Below are 16,082 nucleotides of genomic sequence, written 5' to 3'. Positions count from 1 at the left end.
GGCCTCACCACGGGTGGAAGCCCAGCCGGTAGGAGGCGATCTTCGCCATGGAGGCGAGCAGCGCCGACAGGACGAACCCCAGGTAGATCACGTTGGCGATCCAGAACTGGTCCGCCTCGGCCATCGCCAGGAGCATCCCGGCCACGGCGCCGATCGCGACGAACGACTGGCCGATGTGCTCACCGAACCGGTGGATCTCCCGGTCGCGCTGGTCCTTGACCTTGCCGTCCTCGGGCGAGATCAGCGACACGATGATGTGGAGCGCGATCGAGGCGACGATCGCCGCGCCGACCGACCACAGGAGTGCGGCGGCGTACGGCTGCTCGGCCAGGGGCCCGCTCCCGGAGCGTCCGAGAACGACGGTCAGATACGCCCCGTACGCGAGGACCGTGACCACGATCATGATCCACGCGCGTTTCTCCTCGACTGCCACTGCCACTCCCGATGTAAAGAAAACCCGACATCACCAGTGTCAAAGATCCAGGACACGATGTCAATATTTCTTTACCTCGCCACGCGCGGGCAGGGCGCGGGCCGGCCGAGGAGGGCGGATCGTCCCCGGGTGCGCCTCAGCGCCCCGGGGCGCTGGGCTCGTCGAGGAGTTCGGGGCCGTTGTTGCGCACGTTGTTGACCGCGGTCGACACGGCACGGACGTCCAGCCGGCCGCCCGCGGGAGCGGCGAGCAGGGCCCGCAGGCGGTCCGGGTCCTGGTGCGACGGGTCGAGCCAGGCCTCGTAGTCGGCCGGAGCGAGGGCCAGCGGCATCCGGGGGTGGACGCGGCCGGCCGCGTCCGTGGCCTCGGTGGTGATGATGGTGCAGGTCGCCCACCAGGCCGCCGGATCGTCGTCGTCCGTGACGGCGGGGTCGCGCCAGAACTCGTACAGCCCGGCCATAGCCATCACCTCGCCGTCCTCGGGGCGGATGAAGTACGGCTGCTTGTACGCCTTCACGGAGCCGGAGGCGGGGACCGGCTGCCACTCGTAGAACCCGTCGGCGGGCAGCAGGCACCGGCGCTTGGCGAAGGCGCGCCGGTAGGCGGGCTTCTCGTGGACCGTCTCCACCCGCGCATTGATCATCTTCGCGCCGCCGGAGAGGCTCTTCGACCAGGAAGGGACCAGCCCCCACCGCAGGGGGCGCAGTTGCCGCTCCAGTACGCCGCTCTCCCGGTCGGCGCGCTCCAGTACCGCCCACACCGCATCGGTCGGAGCGACGTTCCAGCTCGGCTCCAGCACGTGCCCCGGATCCGGGGGCGTGGCCTCGAAGAGGCCGGACAGGTCCTCGGGACTGCGGGTGGAAGCGTAACGGCCGCACATGCCGTCCACCCTGCCAGCTGAACCGGGTTCCCGCCGGCTACGCCGCGAAGTCGCCCGGGCCTGGGTCGCCGCCGGCGGTGTCGTCGGGGCCGTTGACCCGGTGGATCCGCAGCGCGAGTTGGAGCTCCAGCGCCCGCTCGGGGCGCTGCCAGTCACGGCCGAGCAGGCTGCCTATCCGGTCCAGGCGCTGCACCACGGTGTTCACGTGCACGTGGAGGGTCTCCGCGGCCCGGGACCGGCTGGTGCCCTCGTCGAAGTAGGCCCGGAGGGTACGGGTGAGGTCGGTGCCGCGCGTCGCGTCGTACGCCAGCACCGGTCCCAGGGTCTGGTGCACGTAGCCGCCCAGGTCGGTCTGGTCGCCGAGCAGTACTCCGAGGAAGCCGAGGTCGCGCAGGGCCGCCCCGGTGCCTGCCCGGCCCAGGGCGCGCAGTGCGGTCCGGCACCGGCGGGCCTCGGCGTAGGCGTCGGCGAACTCGGCGGGGCCGGTGACCGGGCCGGCCGCTCCGACGGTGACCGGACCGGCGAGGGCCCGGCCGAGCTCGCCCGCGAGGCTCACGGCGGCCGGACCGGTACCGGTCGCGGGGCCGTGGCCGGGTCCCTCGCCGGGCGCCTCGGCCGGGCACACGAGGACGACGTCCTCGTGGTGCAGCCCGGCCAGCCCCTTGCGCGCCTGGGCGAGGCGGGCGGCGGCGGCCAGCAGCCGGGGCCGGGGCGCGGCTTCGGTGTGCAGGACGAACACCGCGTGCGGGTGGCCCAGGTTCACGCCGAGCCGCAGGGCACGCGCCGACAGCCCCGCCGGGTCGGCGGCCCGGGTGAGGAGGTCGCCCAGCAGTTCGCCCCGTACCCGGTCCTCGGTCTCGGCGACGGAGCGGCGCAGGAGCAGCAGCAGGGCGGTGACGAGGCTGGCGCGCTCGAAGAGGCGGCGGTCGGCGTCGTCGAGGTCGGCGCGGCCGGTCAGGGCGATGCTGCCGAGCAGTTCGTGGCCGGCGAGGACCGCGCACACCCACATCCCGTGCGCGGAGACGGCGCGTCCGTCGGCCCGCGACGCGGCGACGGCCTCGGCGGCCGGTGGCCCGGAGTCGGTGCCCACCCTGGCGAGTTCGGCGCCTTCGGCGTCGTGGACGAGGGTGCCCCCCTGCAGGACGGTGCCGATTGCGGTGGCCACATCGGTGACGTCACCGCCGCGCAGCACCAGGTCGGTCAGGCGGTCGTGGGCGTCCTCGGCCCGGCGCATGGCCTCACTGTGCGCCTCGATGGTCCGCGATGCCTCGTTGAGGTCGACGAGAGCGGTACGCGTCTCGTCCAGCAGGCGGGCGCCGTCGATGGCGATGGCGGCGTGGTCGGCCAGGGAGGACAGCAGGGCCACCTCGTCGGGCGTGAAGGTACGGGCGGTGCGGTCCGCCGCGTACAGGACGCCGATCACCCGGGTGCCCACGCGCAGCGGTACGCCGAGGATGGCCCGCAGGCCCTCCTCCGTGACGGCGGTGTCGATCTTCGAGGTGTGCCGGAAGCGCCGGTCGTCGCGGTAGTCGCCGGTGGAGTAGGGGCGGGCGGTCTCCGCGACCAGCCCGCCGAGGCCCTCCCCCAGCCCCAGGCGCACCTGCTGGAACGCGGCGGAGACCGAACCGTCCGTCACCCGCATGTACGTGTCGCCCGCCTCCTCGTCGTTGAGGGACAGGTACGTCACGTCCGTGCCGAGGAGCAGCTTGGCCCGGTGGACGATCGCCTTCAGCACGGCGTCCGGCTCCCGGAGCCGGGCGAGGTCGCCGGCGGTGTCGAAGAGCGCGGCGAGTTCGGCCTCGCGGCGGCGGTGCTGGCTCAGGGTGCGGCGGATGCGGAGCGCGATGCGGGTGGCGTCCGCGAGCACGGCCGCGTCCGCGTCGGAGAGTTCCCCGGCCTCGGTCGCCCCGGCCGTGGAGGGGGTGAACTGCTCGGCGGGCGCGCCGCGGTCCAGGAGGTCCAGGAGGTCGCGCATCCGGAGCAGCGCACTGGTGCCGGCGTTCCCGCTGTCTTCGGTGGTGGGCATCGGGTGCTCTCCGTGGTGCTGGACGCGGACGAGGGGGCGGCGCCGGTCGAACCGTCGCCGCCCCGGACCGGAATCTCCGGCAGGAAGGAGGTCAGTTGTCGGCGGACACCGGGTCGTGACCGGCCCGGCGGGCGGCGGGAACCGTGGTCTGCGCCGGGGCGTGTTCCCGGGTCAGGCTACGCCCGCGGGTCTCCTTCGCCACCAGGACGGTCAGCGTGGTGACCGCGGCCGCCGCGGCGAGGTAGACCGAGATGGGCAGGGACGAGTCGTAGTCGCGCAGCAGGGCCACGGCGATGATCGGGGCGAGTGCCCCGCCGATGATGGAGGCCAGCTGGGAGCCCATCGAGGCGCCGGAGTAGCGGACCTCGGTGTCGAACATCTCGGAGATGAAGGCCGCCTGCGGTCCGTACATGGCGCCGTGCAGGAGCAGCCCGACGGTCACGGCGGCGGCGATCACCGGGAAGGACTTGGAGTCCAGCATCGCGAAGAACGCGAACGCCCAGCCGATCATGCCCACCGAGCCGATGAGGGTGACGGCGCGGCGGCCGACGCGGTCGGACAGCGCGCCCCACGCCGGTATGGCCACGAAGTGGACGGCGGAGCCGATGAGTACGGCGTTCAGGCCGTCGCTCTTGGGCAGCCCGAGGTGGCTGGTGACGTAGACGAGGAGGAAGGCGGTGATGACGTAGTACGAGATGTTCTCGCCGAGGCGGGTGCCGATGGCGGTCAGGACTCCGCGCCAGTTCGTCCGGAACACCTCGGCGACGGGCGGCTTGGCCCTCACCCCGGCGGCAGCCCGTTCCGCGGCCCTGGCCTGCGCCTGGAGGAAGACCGGGGACTCCGAGACCGACACCCGGATCCACAGGCCGATCACGACCAGTACGCCGGAGAGCAGGAACGGGATCCGCCAACCCCAGGCCAGGAAGGCCGTGTCGGACTGGACGGCGGCGAGCAGGGCGAGTACCCCGGTGGCCAGCAGATTGCCTCCGGGCGCCCCGGCCTGTGGCCAGGAGGCCCAGAACCCGCGGCTCCGGTCGTCCCCGTGCTCGGAGACGAGCAGCACCGCCCCGCCCCATTCACCACCGAGCGCGAACCCCTGGATCAGCCGCAGGAGGGTGAGCAGAATCGGGGCTCCGACGCCGATGCTCGCGTGGGTGGGCAGCAGCCCCATGGCGAAGGTGGCGCCGCCCATGAGGAGCAGGCTGAGGACGAGGAGCTTCTTGCGGCCGATCCTGTCCCCGTAGTGCCCGAAGAGCAGTCCGCCCAGCGGACGGGCGGCGAAGCCGATCGCGTAGGTGAGGAAGGCGAGGAGGGTGCCGACCAGGGGCTCGCTGCCGGGAAAGAACAGCTCGTTGAAGACGAGCGCGGCGGCCGACCCGTAGAGGAAGAAGTCGTACCACTCGACGGTGGTGCCGATCAGACTGGCGGCGACGATTCTCCGGATGCCGGACGGGGCCGGTGCGGCCGTTGCGGGGGAGGTCATGGACACCACTTCCGGGGGTCTGCGGGGACGATCCGTGTCGCCACAACGTAGAAGTCCGCTGGTCAGCGGGATATGTGGCCGAGCATCACAATCAGGCACCCATCTATGTAACGCGCGACCACACCCCGGAGGCGAAGCCCCCGGGCATCCTCCACAGAGGGGCAACAGACCCTGCCTGAATTGCAGAGTTGGACCCGATATGGACATGCGGTACTGGTTCCCGTGCTGGTTCGGTGCCGACCTGAAACCCCTTGTCAGCACCCCTCATCACCGATCCCGTGCTGGTTCGGTGCTGACTACGGAGCGTTGAGTACGGCCCATCTGGGGTCGAGGGGCGCAAATCGGTGACGGGGAACCGCGGGACCCGCTCTTGCCTCAAAGGCCTGCTCCCTGAACAAGCCTCAGCCCTCAGGCGCGTCCGGCCCGAGCAAGACAGTCACCTGAGTACCGGGGACATGGCGGCCTTGCCCTCAAGAGCGGGCGGCTGTACTCGGCGCGGCAGAGAACGCCCGCGACAGGACGGCCTCGCAGATCTGCCGCAGCTGCTGAGGCGGGCGTGTCGCTGTCAGCGCGCCGGCGTTGTCCCTACTAAGGGACAACTGCTGTGGACAGGCGACCTCGGCCACCTGCTCACCGGACCAAGCAGGACTGCACCACCTCCCCTGCTAAGGGCTGTCCCGTAACTGGGCGGCGCCTCTGCACCGATGCCGGATCGAACCGTGTCAGTGGCTGGTGACAGGATCCGGGTGTGCTGATCAAGGGATACGACGACGGCCCGCTGGTTGCGGGCGAGTCACTACTGGCCCGCCCGGGCTTCTGGTCGAACTACCTCATGGCGATGTGCGGCGATGGGTCGAGTGCTGCGTGTCCCGTTCCGGAGTGGTTCGGCGATGACGGTGCCGATACCGACGCCTTGTCCGAGGTCCTCTTCGATCCCGAACGCTGGCCGGTGTTCCGGGTACCGGCTGAGGACGGTCCCGGAGCTGTGGTGATCTACCGCAACCTGGTCGGCGACTATGGCATCGACTGCCTCCTCACTCATCCAGGCCGGAGCTCCGCCCAGCAGGTTGCGAGCTGGGAAGGAGACCTTTCGGGGCCCGGGCTGACGTGGCATGAACTGGTCCGCCTCGCCGACAGCCCGTCCCCCGCGGCCGAAGGTGTCGAGGACACGGGCGCCCGCCTCCTGCTGGTCCTTCCCCTCCTTACCGACTCGGACCTGCCAGAGTCGGCGCCGGCAAGGCTTAGCGCCGCCCTGTCTTCGGCTGGAGCGCCGCAAGACACCGTCTTCAGTACGGCGGAGCATCTGCTTACCCACCTGACGAGAAGATCGCGCCACGATCCCACATGGGGATCGCCGCTGAGCGGCAGCTAATCGCCGCTGAGCGGCAGCTAAAGGACGGGCCGAAGCCGCTGGTCACCCAGTGGGACGATCTTGGTATGGCTGGTGTGATTGCGGCGTCGGAGCCTTCCTGGATAGCTCCGTTCACCGGGCTGAGCCCGCGCCAGTTCGGCAAGCTGGTGACCGTGCTGCGGCGCGAGGGTGCGGACGGGGTCTGCAAGGGCCGGCCGTGGAGCCTCCCGCTGGAGGACAGGGTGCTGCTGGTCGCGGTTTACTGGCGGACGAACCTGACGATGCGGCAGATCGCGCCGTTGTTCGGAGTCTCGAAGTCCGCAGCCCACCGGATCATCGACCACCTCGGGCCGATGCTTGCGCTCCAGCCCCGCAAGCGGTTCGCCAAGGACGCCGTGCTCATCGTGGACGGCACCCTGGTGCCCACTCGCGACCACGTCATCGCCGCGCAGTCGAAGAATTACAGGTACTCCACGAACCACCAGGTCGTCATCGACGCCGACACCCGGCTCGTGGTGTTGGTCGGCCGGCCCTTGCCCGGAAACCGCAACGACTGCAAGGCGTGGGAGGAATCCGGCGCCAAAGCTGCCGTCGGCAAGACCACGACGATCGCTGACGGCGGCTATCCCGGCACCGGACTCGTCATACCCCACCGCCGCCGCAAGGGCGAAGACCTTCCCGACTGGAAGGAAGCCCACAACACATCCCACAAGCAGGTCCGGGACCGCGTCGAGCACGTCTTCGCCCGCATGAAGACCTGGAAGATCCTCCGCGACTGCCGACTCAAAGGTGACGGCGTCCACCACGTCATGCGCGGCATCGCGCGCCTGCACAACCTCGCCCTCGCCGGATAGGCGAGCGGGCCGCGCAGCGAACAGCCACGTCCGCCCCCGCTCAGAGAGCACTTACGGGACAGCCCTTAGTCGGCTGCTGCGTGGTCAGAGGCGGAGGATGACCAGGGCGGTGTCGTCGGTGATGCCGACGGGCGGGATCAGGTCGGTCAGGAGGGCGTCGGCGAGCCGGTCGGGGTCGGCGGTGCGGTGGCGGGTGAGCGAGTCGGCGAGCCGTTGGAGGCCGGTGTCGATGTCCTCGTGGCAGCGCTCGATAAGTCCGTCGGTGTAGAGCACGAGAGTGGATCCGTCGGTGAAGGCGGTCCGGCTCTGGAGGCGGCGTACGTGTTCGGGGCGGGCTCCGAGTGGGGGGTCGGTCACCTGGGCGAGGAACGTCACGGTGCCGTCCGGGTGGCAGAGCAGGGGCGGCGGGTGACCGGCGCTGCTGTAAGTGAGGGTGTGGCCGGCCCAGTCGACGAACACCGAAACGGCGGTGGCGGACTCCGCGCCGTTGACATGGCGGGCGTACAGGCCAAGCACTTCAAGGGCCTGGGCGGGCCCGGCTGCCACCCGGGAGGCGGCGGACAGAGCTGCACCCGCGATGCCCTCGCGGTATACGGCACGCCGCGGAGCGGTCCGGAAGTGCGGGGGACGGCCGAGCCGTTGAGACGACGGGGTGCGACGTACTGGTACTGACAGCGACGCAGCGGTTGTCGGCAGAGCCACCCATCAGTGTGGGGCGTCGTGGTGGGGCAAGTGCGTTCTCCCGCAGGTCCGGTGTGACGTGGAGTGTCCTGGTGAACCATGTGCCGTAGCAGTTGCCCAGGAGGGAGCCCAGGCTCCGTGGAGGATGATGCTCAGCTCCACGGCCACGGCGATGACCTCGCGAGCAGGCCGAACACGAGGGAGGCGAGCCCACGCCGACCGAACCAGCCGATGTAGGCAACCGAGGCGGGGCGCAGGCCGCTGCCGACCAGGGTGAGTGCGACGGGCAGCAGCCGGATGACGGTCAGGCTGAAGAGCGCGTAGACGACCGTGTGCCAGGTCAGGTGCTGGAGTGCACGGAGGCAGGGGTGGCGGTGAGGAACTCGGCGGCGAGGTGGCCGCCCAGGCTTCCGGTCGCTCCGGTCAAGCAGGACCGAGTGGGGGGTGGTGCCGCTCATGTACGGTTCCCCTTCACGGCCAGCCCCGCGGCCAGAGCGCGCAGGCCCAGGGCTCGGGCCTTCAGGATGGCGGGCACGGTCAGGTCGTGCCCGTAGTCGCGGCGCAGCCGGGTGCCGAGCTCGGCGGCCATGAGGGATTCGACGCCGAGCCGGTTGGGGGGCCGGATCCTGTCGACCTGCCCGACGAGCCAGCCCTCCAGGGAGGCGGCGGGGGGTGGTCCGGGAAGCGAGGGGCGGCGCCGGGCGAAGCAGGGGCGGCGGCGGCCGTCCAGGACTAGGGGTCCGAGCCGAGTGCGGGGCGGGCTCGGACGCCGTGTCCGACGGGCGGGTCTCGCCGGGGCGCGAAGTCCCGCCCGGCAGCGCAGCCGCGCCCGTCGGGGCAGTCGCCGGCGCACGGCTCCGGCCCGCACGGGCCTCTGTGTGTGCGGCCGGGGGCGGGAACCCGGCTCGCAGGCCCCGCCTCTGCCCGCAGTGGGGCGGGCCGGTCCTGCCGGCCCAGGAGCTCCTGCAGGAGCGGAGCGTCCGCGCCGGCCGGTGCCGCCGTCGCGTACTCCTCCAGTCGGCAGGCATCGCCAGCATCCGCCCCTGGGCGCGCAGCATCCGCGTGAACAGGCCGGGGGCGTCCCAGCGCCGGATCGCGCTCATCCCCCGGGGCCGTACGTCGTGGCCGCTCATCCGGTAGGCGAGGCCGGTACCCGTCCAGTAGCCCCAGTTGACGACGGTTTCGGGCAGGGGGGGGCGGCGATGGAGTCGAGGAAGGAGTTCCCGGCGGCATACGCGCCGAGCTGGCTGCCCAGGCGCAGACCGCTGCAGTCCCGCAACCGGCCGGCAGAGGCGAAGCAGCCACACGCGCTGTCAGGCGACCAGCTCGTAGATGCCCCCTGCTGTCAGCCATAGACCGACGATCAGGGAGAGCGTGACGATCAGTTGGTCCTGGTGCTGCTCAAGCCAGGTCCGCAGGGCGTTCAGCCTGGCATTCGCGACCGCGGGTGCCCAGACCGTGTACATCTCCATGATGATGAGGCTGAGCGTGGCGAGCAGGCAGTAGCCGATCAGGGCGAGCCAGTCGGCGAGGGAGGAGAGGTTCGCGGCGACGACCGTCGCGGCGCCGGCACCGACCATCGCCCATGGCTGCAGCAGCCAGGCCAGCCCGGCGGCCGTGGCCAGCGAGGCGCCGTCCACCCGGGCGGTCCAGCGAGGCGGGACGTGCGGGCGGGGCGGCCGGCGGCGCCGATGTGCGCCGTACAGCACCAGCCCCAGGCCGATGGCGAGTTTCACACACGCCGCGGCGGTCGACGGCGCGCTGTGGCGGGCCGGGGGCTCACCGCCGGTCAGCAGCAGCACGCACGCGATCACCACAACCAGGTTGGCAAGCCACGACAACAGGAACACCAGGCCCTTGCGGACACCACGCCGCGAGGAGAGCAGCAGGATGAAGGCGCTGTTGTGCAGGGGTCCTAGGGTGATGGCCGTACCGATCACGACCAGGTCGAGGATCATCAGCGCAGTCACTCCCGGAGGTGAAGGCCGTCTGCCGCCTTTGGACGGGAGAGGCGGGTGAGCAGGGTCGGCCCAACGCACGGCGACCGCACCGAACCGGCCAGGGCAAGACGCTGCCGCGATGCGCATGGCCACATGCCCGAAGACCGGCTGTGGGACTTCCTCAGCGGACGGGTTTCACGGTCGGCACCGCCGGGCGGACGGAGAACTGCCAGAGCGCCTGAATTGCCTTGGCAGGCCGACCTCTACCACGTCATGGCCATCACCCGGCACGACATCGTGTCACCGCTGGGCCATCGACCACCCGTGAACGCCCTGTTCAACGGCCTGGCCCGGCAGAAGTGGAAACGCCGCTCCTGCGGCAGCGGTACCTGAGGGGCGCCGGTTGGGGGCATCAGTAGCCGGTGCCGCGCTTGACCTGGGCCCGCTCGATTCCGTGGGTCGCACCCTTGTCGTCCAGCGTGCGACAGGCGTCGGCGATGTCCTGGGTCAGGCGATCGACCTGCTCACGGCTCAGAGTCGCCTTGACCAGGGCGCGCAGGATCTTCACCCGCTCGGCGTTGGGCGGGAGGGTGTACGCCGGCACCATCCAGCCCCGCTCGGCCGAGAGCTGCCAGGCGATGTCGGACTCGTCGTACGCGTGCTTGCCGGCCAGGCGGAAGGCGACCAGCGGCAGCTGCTCGAGGTCGCTCCCGATCACCTCGAAGCGGCCGCTGCTCCGCAGGTTCTCCGCCAACGTGCGGGCGTTCTCCTGCATGATTTGCATGACGTAGGTGTAGCCCTGGCGACCGAGCCGCACGAAGTTGTAGTACTGCGCGAGCACCATCGACGCACCGGTGGAGAAGTTCAGCGTGAACGTCGCGTCGGTCTTGCCCAAGTAGTTCTCGTAGAACACGAGGTCCTTGGCGAGATCGGCCTCCTCGCGGAAGACCAGCCATCCGATGCCGGGGTAGACCAGTCCGTATTTGTGTCCCGAGACGTTGATCGAACGGACCTGCTCGAGCCGGAAGTCCCATTTCGACTCCGGGTAGAGGAAGGGCCACACGAATGCGCCGCTGGCGCCGTCGACATGGATGGGAATGTCGAGGTCCCGCTTCTTGCGAACGTCCCGCAGGAGCTTGTCGATCCCGACGACATCGTCCTTGTGGCCGGTGAACGTGGTGCCGAGAACGGCGACGACGCCGATCGTGTTCTCGTCGAGGTGGGGCTCCACGTCCTCCGGGCCGATCGTGTACTTGTCCTCGGCGAGCGGCACGATCCGCGGCTCGACGTCGAAGTAGCGGCAGAACTTCTCCCACACGACATGGACGTCACCCCCGAAAATCAGGTTGGGCCGGTCGATCGACAGGCCGGCTGCCTGGCGGCGCTCGCGCCACTTCCACTTCAACGACAGCGCCCCGAGCATGATCGCCTCGGATGAGCCCTGGGTCCGACATCCGGTCGTCCTGCCCGGCGCATGGAACAGGTCTGCGAGCATGCGCACACAGCGCTGCTCGATGTCGGCGGAAATGGGGTACTCCGCATGGTCGATGAAATTGCGGTGGAGGTTCTCGGCGATGAGCCGTTGGGCCTCCGGCTCCATCCACGTGGTGACGAACGTGGCGAGGTTGCGCTGCGGGTCGCCCTCCATCGCGAGATCCACATCCACGAGCCTCATCGCATCGGTGGCGGCCATGCCTTCCTCGGGGAAGGTCTCCGAGGGAGCTGGCGCGGTCAGGAATTGGTTGCCGAACAGGGCCGCGAGGTCTGGCTTGGTCATGCCGACGATTTAAACAGTCCCCGAGCCTGCCTCGGCAAAGGACGCGCCGGGGCAGAACACCGAAGGACCGATCAGGAATAAGACTGCGGCCATCATATTTCGGTGCTCCGCAGGGGTCTGCTATGTCGGCTGGGCGTGGCAGCTGGGCCACCGTGGCCACCAGCCGCTGAACCATGCCGCTGTCCTCGATCACGGGGTCCCGGCGTTGGCACCTGAGGTAGGTCGCGTCCGAGAACGCCGCATCCACGTACTGGCCGCGCCATCCGGATCGAGTGATGACGCCGATGGTCGCCTTGGCAAACGCAGCGACGATATCGGATGTCCTGTCTACGCTCCACCCTGCCTCCCCGGCCACGCTGTTGAAGCCAGCAGGCGAGCCGCCCGTCGGGCGAGCAGTTCCGCCTTGCCGCAGCCCGGCGACGCGATGGCCAGTAGGTTCGCAGTTGGGCTGTAGTCCGCGTCTGGTCCCGCGTCGTGATTCATCCTGCGGTCAGTTCCGAGGGGGGTCTCGGCGTCGCAGACCACCCGGTGGAACGTGCCGAGCCAGCTCGCCCCTTCGTCCTCGCCCTCGTCCCGCACATCGCCGAACTGCCGTACAGCTCCGCCGCACGCTAAACGGCACCAACTCCCGCGCGTCCACGAACGGCTCCGTCAGGAAAGCGGGAATCACCAGTCACAGGCGAGCGCAGGGTCCGCCTCGAAGCTTGTCGCCCCCCGGTAGACGGAGGCCAGCACACAGCTGTCTCCGCCGAGCGCGGTATTCCGCAGACCGGCCTCTTTCATGCTCCGGTCCGAGGTCGGCCACGACGATATCGACACCACACAAAGGAATTTGACGATCAGCCAAACAAGGCGATGGAGCATTGCGATTATCAGCGGCTCTGGGGCGACGTTGCCAGCGTTTTCGAGCGAAGGCGCCGTCCGCGCCCTCGGGTATACCGCGCTCCAGCACTCCGTAGGCGGCAGTATCCGCGCCTAGTGGCTCGCCCCCGACTTACGTCCAGTCAGCGCGACCGGGCCTCAAAGAGCGGGCAGAAACAGGAGCCCTGTTGATTGCCGGACCCACGGCGAGCCAGCCTCCAACTCGAGCCGTGACTAGAGGCTTCTCTGGCTTCTCACCCGAGATGCCGAGCGGCAAGCATATGACTAGAACCATACATGGCTGTCGGCCGCAACTGCTGGAGTCGTACGACCGCAGGGATGAGCCCAGAGCTCGCGGCTTGAGAACATTTGCGCACAGCCCAGTGGATTGACGGCGAATATAGCCCCTTGCATTTATGCGGCCATTCGCATACTTCGCGCATACTTCCTACGTCAAGGTATCCGAACAGCTTCGCACCGTAGGTGGCGAGCGGCAAAAAAAGAGAAGGGTTCTGAACCCATGCAGGCACTGAGAGTGAAGCGACTCTTCGCGGTGTCCGCCATCGGCGTTCTGATGGCCGGTGGCGCCGCCCTCGGAGCCGCAGGTACCGCCTCGGCGGCAACCCCGACCTACTCTGTCGCCACCGTGCACGGCGGTGGCTGGGACGACGACAGGGGTTACTACGACGACGATGACGACTGGGGCGGAGGGTACGACGACTGTGGCTGACGAGCAGAACACGCTGTGCGGCCCGACGGCGGGTCGCACAGTGTCACGTTCCACCACAGCACGCACTGCCTGGGCGATGGTTCACAGCGGCATCCTTGAGGACGGGTTCGTCGCGAGGGGTTCGACAGTCGACGAGGGGTTCGACAGTCGAGAGGTACCGTCGGCGTCGAGCACGATGTCGTGCACCCAGACGGCGAGCATGCAGTTCGGCACGAGGATTCAGGTGAGCCTGATCGGCACGGTCGATACGGTGCTCCGTGCGATCCGTGCGCACGTGAGGCACCCATTCGGTTGCGGGTGGGACGGGTGCCGGTGCCTCTCATGGTGTGGTTCGGACGGGCACGGCTCAGACAGGCTGCTCGTAGCGCTCCAGGAGGAGGAGGAGGCCGGTCTGCCACTTACCCTTCGTTGGGGCGCCCCGCAACGGTCGCCTCATCTCGGGTACACCTTCCTAGCGACTCGCCCGGGGACACGCCATGCGGTTCGCCGACCGTCCTCGCAGGTGCGGCAAGCTGCGGTCAGCTCGTGGAGCCAAGCGGTCGAGCATCGTGATCAGCAGGACAGGAACGGATACGCCCTGGCCGAAGAACTTCTGCGCGAACATGTTGACCCCCGGTAACACCACGGTCGAACCACCCCACCCTTTGGGCGCCCGCCGACCTTCCCCCCTGCTGCCTCCTCCGGCCACCAGGAAACAGAGAAGCCAAGCACATGACGCGAGACACCCCGTCCTGCTGCACCCCCGATCGCCGTAATGGAGTGCCTGGCGCGTCAGGGCTATCCAAGGCCGTGACACGGCCGACCGAGCAGTCCGGCGCGACCCCCGCCGGCCCGCGTGAGATCCGGCTGGCCGGCGGGTGGTTCCGCATGGGCAGCGATGACGCGCTCTCCTATCCCGCAGACGGCGAGGGTCCGGTGCGACGGGTCCGGGTCAGCCCTTTCATCATCGATCCGCACTGCGTCAGCAACGCCCACTTCGCCTCGTTCGTGGCCGCCACCGGCCATGTCACCGATGCCGAGCGCTACGGGGCCTCGTTCGTATTCGGCGGCCTGCTGCCCGACGACTTCCCACCCACTCGCGCGGTCGTCGGCGCTCCGTGGTGGCGCGAGGTGCTCGGCGCCGACTGGCGGCACCCGCACGGCCCCGACTCCGACCTCGACGGGCGCGCGGAGCACCCGGTGGTGCACGTCTCCTGGAACGACGCGCTCGCATACTGCACCTGGGCCGGCCGAAGGCTGCCCACCGAGGCCGAATGGGAGTACGCCGCCCGCGGCGGGCTCGAACAGCAGCCCTTCCCGTGGGGCGACGAACTCCGCCCCCGCGACCAACATCGGATGAACGTGTGGAACGGCTCCTTCCCCGACCACAACACCCTCGAGGACGGCTACCTCGGCACCTGCCCCGTGGACGCCTTCCCCTCGAACGGCTACGGCCTGCACAACATGACCGGCAACGTCTGGGAGTGGACAGCCGACTGGTTCCATCCCGCCTGGCACGCCACCGGCCCCCTTGAGGACCCGACGGGCCCACCGACCGGCACCGCACGCGCCCTTCGCGGAGGCTCCTACCTCTGCCACGCCTCGTACTGCCGCCGCTACCGGGTCTCCGCCCGGATGCCCAACACGCCCGACTCCTCCACCGGCAACATCGGCTTCCGCTGCGCAGGCCCGGCTGGTGGATGACCAGCCCGGGTATCCACTCTGTGACCACGTCCGCAGGGCCCGTTCCCGGAAGCCGACGCGGTCGTGGAGGCCGCTGCCTTCGCTTCCCGGCCGGCCGGGCCGCCTCGGGTGGCGGCCCGGCCGGAAAGCGAAGGCAGCGGCCTCCTGGGCGGGCAGTGAGCTCGGATCAGCGCCGGTCCCGGCGGTCCTCCCGGCGGTCTTCACGGTCGTCCCGGCGGTCCTCGCGCCGGTCACTGCGGCGACCGACCCCGTGGGCGACGACAGCTGCCGTGCCCGCGACAGCCGCAGTGCGAGCAACGGGGGCGCCGATGACCCCACGTCGTCCTCTTCGCATAGGTCCCAGGGGCATCTCACTCTCCTCCTTCGTCGGCTTCGATCGAGGCCAGGATGGCCTGGATCGGAATACGTCCGTTCGCGATGAGCTGGCCTCCCGAGCGGCGTGCAGCGGAGGCGAAGGGCCCCGCCCACACGTTCTCCCACACCAGCACCCCGGCAGTCGTGCCGGGCTCCATGGCAGCGGCCAGGTTGACGACGTCCTCTTCAGCGAGCAGGCCGGCCAGCTGTGCCTCTGCGGCGCGCACTTCACCGGCGTCCTTGAGGTCATCAGCCTCCAGGACGTCGATCTCGCCATCGGCGCCCTTCGTCAGGATGACCACGTCCAAGACCCGGATGGTCCCCGAGGTGACCAGCTTGTCAAGTTCCGCAGCCATCTCGCCGGTGAAATTCGAGGTAGCCGGCGGGAACTCGACGACCAGGTAGTCAACCGGCCCCAGTCCGTCAGTGTCAGGTGATGCCATGTCCGCACATCCGTTCTCTCGATGAGCGCCCATTCGAGACAAGCGCCTTTCGGCAACCGAAACGATCCGAAAGCTTCCGTTCGGACTCGCCAGCTTGTTCACCTGATCCAAGGCAGAGCGCCCACATGATGAAGATATCGACGAGAAGCACGACGGCCCCGAGGGGCTGGAAGGGACAGCCAGAGAGGCTGCCGACAACGACCAGAGACGGGATGCCCACCATCAGGTCGACCCGGCCCGTCTGCCCACGATTGAGGCGCTAGCCGTATCGGACTCCTTCCGAGAAGGAGCGGGCTCGGTCCTCGCCGGACGGAGCGGGTCCCTCGGCGAGCTCCACTATTGCCAGCCTCGCACGGTGGCTGTAGGCCCGCATCCTGGCCGAAGTCCCTGCCTGTGGGTGGTAGATGCCGTCTACTTCGACCGTGATACGGGCGTGGACCCGACGCGTTAAGGACGAGCGAGGGCAAGGGCGTCGAACTGGGACATCACCCGCCCACACTCCCTCTTGTCCCACGTCCGGCAACATGTACTTGGTGGGGGTGTCGGCGTATGTCGACACCCCCACCAACACCCGCACACGTACCAC

Annotated in this window: 14 protein-coding genes and 1 pseudogene; 5 read left to right on the top strand and 10 right to left on the bottom strand. The window is 69.5% G+C overall.

Annotated elements, in window-relative coordinates:
* Nucleotides 1–4: 4 nt before the first annotated feature.
* The 4 genes from OG373_RS37860 to OG373_RS37845 all read right to left on the bottom strand — a co-directional run bounded on the left by OG373_RS37860 (nucleotide 5) and on the right by OG373_RS37845 (nucleotide 4,822).
* On the bottom strand, nucleotides 5–433 hold the full coding sequence (locus tag OG373_RS37860) for a hypothetical protein (protein WP_405443326.1): 429 nt from the start codon (nucleotides 431–433) through the stop codon (nucleotides 5–7).
* Nucleotides 434–569: 136 nt separating this feature from the next.
* Nucleotides 570–1,313: an SOS response-associated peptidase gene (locus OG373_RS37855; RefSeq protein ID WP_405443325.1), complete on the bottom strand. Its 744-nt coding sequence runs from the start codon at nucleotides 1,311–1,313 to the stop codon at nucleotides 570–572.
* 37 nt (nucleotides 1,314–1,350) lie between these two features.
* The gene (locus OG373_RS37850) at nucleotides 1,351–3,339 is read right to left on the bottom strand and encodes a helix-turn-helix domain-containing protein (protein WP_405443324.1); all 1,989 of its coding nucleotides are present in this window, start codon (nucleotides 3,337–3,339) and stop codon (nucleotides 1,351–1,353) included.
* A 91-nt stretch (nucleotides 3,340–3,430) separates the two neighbouring features.
* On the bottom strand, nucleotides 3,431–4,822 hold the full coding sequence (locus OG373_RS37845) for an MFS transporter (RefSeq protein WP_405443322.1): 1,392 nt from the start codon (nucleotides 4,820–4,822) through the stop codon (nucleotides 3,431–3,433).
* 748 nt (nucleotides 4,823–5,570) lie between these two features.
* On the opposite strand from OG373_RS37845, the gene OG373_RS37840 reads away from it, so the two are divergent.
* Together OG373_RS37840 and OG373_RS37835 are read left to right on the top strand one after the other, a co-directional pair.
* Nucleotides 5,571–6,194, top strand: a complete 624-nt coding sequence (locus tag OG373_RS37840; protein ID WP_405443320.1) for a hypothetical protein — start codon at nucleotides 5,571–5,573, stop codon at nucleotides 6,192–6,194.
* 65 nt (nucleotides 6,195–6,259) lie between these two features.
* Nucleotides 6,260–7,027, top strand: a complete 768-nt coding sequence (locus tag OG373_RS37835; RefSeq protein ID WP_405443319.1) for a transposase — start codon at nucleotides 6,260–6,262, stop codon at nucleotides 7,025–7,027.
* 84 nt (nucleotides 7,028–7,111) lie between these two features.
* Here OG373_RS37835 and OG373_RS37830 read toward each other — a convergent pair.
* The 4 genes and pseudogenes from OG373_RS37830 to OG373_RS37815 form a co-directional block, all read right to left on the bottom strand.
* Nucleotides 7,112–7,597: pseudogene (locus OG373_RS37830) on the bottom strand (PP2C family protein-serine/threonine phosphatase); the annotation flags it as partial.
* Between the two features lie 263 nt (nucleotides 7,598–7,860).
* The gene (locus OG373_RS37825; RefSeq protein WP_405443317.1) at nucleotides 7,861–8,166 is read right to left on the bottom strand and encodes a hypothetical protein; all 306 of its coding nucleotides are present in this window, start codon (nucleotides 8,164–8,166) and stop codon (nucleotides 7,861–7,863) included.
* Complete coding sequence (locus OG373_RS37820; protein WP_405443315.1) at nucleotides 8,163–8,297, bottom strand: hypothetical protein; 135 nt, start codon at nucleotides 8,295–8,297, stop codon at nucleotides 8,163–8,165. Before OG373_RS37820 ends, OG373_RS37825 begins: the two co-directional genes overlap by 4 nt.
* Nucleotides 8,298–9,021: 724 nt before the next feature.
* A complete protein-coding gene (locus OG373_RS37815) occupies nucleotides 9,022–9,666 on the bottom strand; it encodes a GAP family protein (RefSeq protein ID WP_405444344.1) in 645 nt (214 codons plus the stop codon).
* Nucleotides 9,667–9,891: 225 nt separating this feature from the next.
* On the opposite strand from OG373_RS37815, the gene OG373_RS37810 reads away from it, so the two are divergent.
* On the top strand, nucleotides 9,892–10,041 hold the full coding sequence (locus OG373_RS37810) for a hypothetical protein (RefSeq protein WP_405443314.1): 150 nt from the start codon (nucleotides 9,892–9,894) through the stop codon (nucleotides 10,039–10,041).
* A gap of 19 nt (nucleotides 10,042–10,060) precedes the next feature.
* Here the strand turns inward: OG373_RS37810 and OG373_RS37805 are convergent, their stop codons facing one another.
* Complete coding sequence (locus OG373_RS37805; protein ID WP_405443313.1) at nucleotides 10,061–11,425, bottom strand: glutamate decarboxylase; 1,365 nt, start codon at nucleotides 11,423–11,425, stop codon at nucleotides 10,061–10,063.
* Nucleotides 11,426–12,806: 1,381 nt separating this feature from the next.
* On the opposite strand from OG373_RS37805, the gene OG373_RS37800 reads away from it, so the two are divergent.
* Both OG373_RS37800 and OG373_RS37795 read left to right on the top strand, forming a co-directional pair.
* Entirely contained in the window at nucleotides 12,807–13,016 is a 210-nt protein-coding gene (locus tag OG373_RS37800) for a hypothetical protein (protein WP_405443312.1), read from the top strand.
* Between the two features lie 711 nt (nucleotides 13,017–13,727).
* On the top strand, nucleotides 13,728–14,699 hold the full coding sequence (locus tag OG373_RS37795; RefSeq protein ID WP_405443311.1) for a formylglycine-generating enzyme family protein: 972 nt from the start codon (nucleotides 13,728–13,730) through the stop codon (nucleotides 14,697–14,699).
* A gap of 350 nt (nucleotides 14,700–15,049) precedes the next feature.
* On the opposite strand, the gene OG373_RS37790 is transcribed toward OG373_RS37795, so the two are convergent.
* Nucleotides 15,050–15,496, bottom strand: a complete 447-nt coding sequence (locus OG373_RS37790; protein WP_405443310.1) for a DUF6325 family protein — start codon at nucleotides 15,494–15,496, stop codon at nucleotides 15,050–15,052.
* Between the last annotated feature and the right edge of the window lie 586 nt (nucleotides 15,497–16,082).

This window comes from Streptomyces avidinii (assembly GCF_045161815.1).
GTDB classification, from domain to species: domain Bacteria; phylum Actinomycetota; class Actinomycetes; order Streptomycetales; family Streptomycetaceae; genus Streptomyces; species Streptomyces avidinii.
This window is presented reverse-complemented; position numbering and strand designations above follow the sequence as displayed.

What these genes read in the sequence shown, in the direction of transcription:
- OG373_RS37855 (WP_405443325.1), bottom strand. Translation starts at nt 1,313, where the DNA reads ATGTGCGGCCGTTACGCTTCCACCCGCAGTCCCGAGGACCTGTCCGGC.
- OG373_RS37850 (WP_405443324.1), bottom strand. Translation starts at nt 3,339, where the DNA reads ATGCCCACCACCGAAGACAGCGGGAACGCCGGCACCAGTGCGCTGCTC.
- OG373_RS37845 (WP_405443322.1), bottom strand. Translation starts at nt 4,822, where the DNA reads ATGACCTCCCCCGCAACGGCCGCACCGGCCCCGTCCGGCATCCGGAGA.
- OG373_RS37835 (WP_405443319.1), top strand. Translation starts at nt 6,260, where the DNA reads ATGGCTGGTGTGATTGCGGCGTCGGAGCCTTCCTGGATAGCTCCGTTC.
- OG373_RS37825 (WP_405443317.1), bottom strand. Translation starts at nt 8,166, where the DNA reads ATGAGCGGCACCACCCCCCACTCGGTCCTGCTTGACCGGAGCGACCGG.
- OG373_RS37820 (WP_405443315.1), bottom strand. Translation starts at nt 8,297, where the DNA reads ATGGCCGCCGAGCTCGGCACCCGGCTGCGCCGCGACTACGGGCACGAC.
- OG373_RS37815 (WP_405444344.1), bottom strand. Translation starts at nt 9,666, where the DNA reads ATGATCCTCGACCTGGTCGTGATCGGTACGGCCATCACCCTAGGACCC.
- OG373_RS37805 (WP_405443313.1), bottom strand. Translation starts at nt 11,425, where the DNA reads ATGACCAAGCCAGACCTCGCGGCCCTGTTCGGCAACCAATTCCTGACC.
- OG373_RS37800 (WP_405443312.1), top strand. Translation starts at nt 12,807, where the DNA reads ATGCAGGCACTGAGAGTGAAGCGACTCTTCGCGGTGTCCGCCATCGGC.
- OG373_RS37795 (WP_405443311.1), top strand. Translation starts at nt 13,728, where the DNA reads ATGACGCGAGACACCCCGTCCTGCTGCACCCCCGATCGCCGTAATGGA.
- OG373_RS37790 (WP_405443310.1), bottom strand. Translation starts at nt 15,496, where the DNA reads ATGGCATCACCTGACACTGACGGACTGGGGCCGGTTGACTACCTGGTC.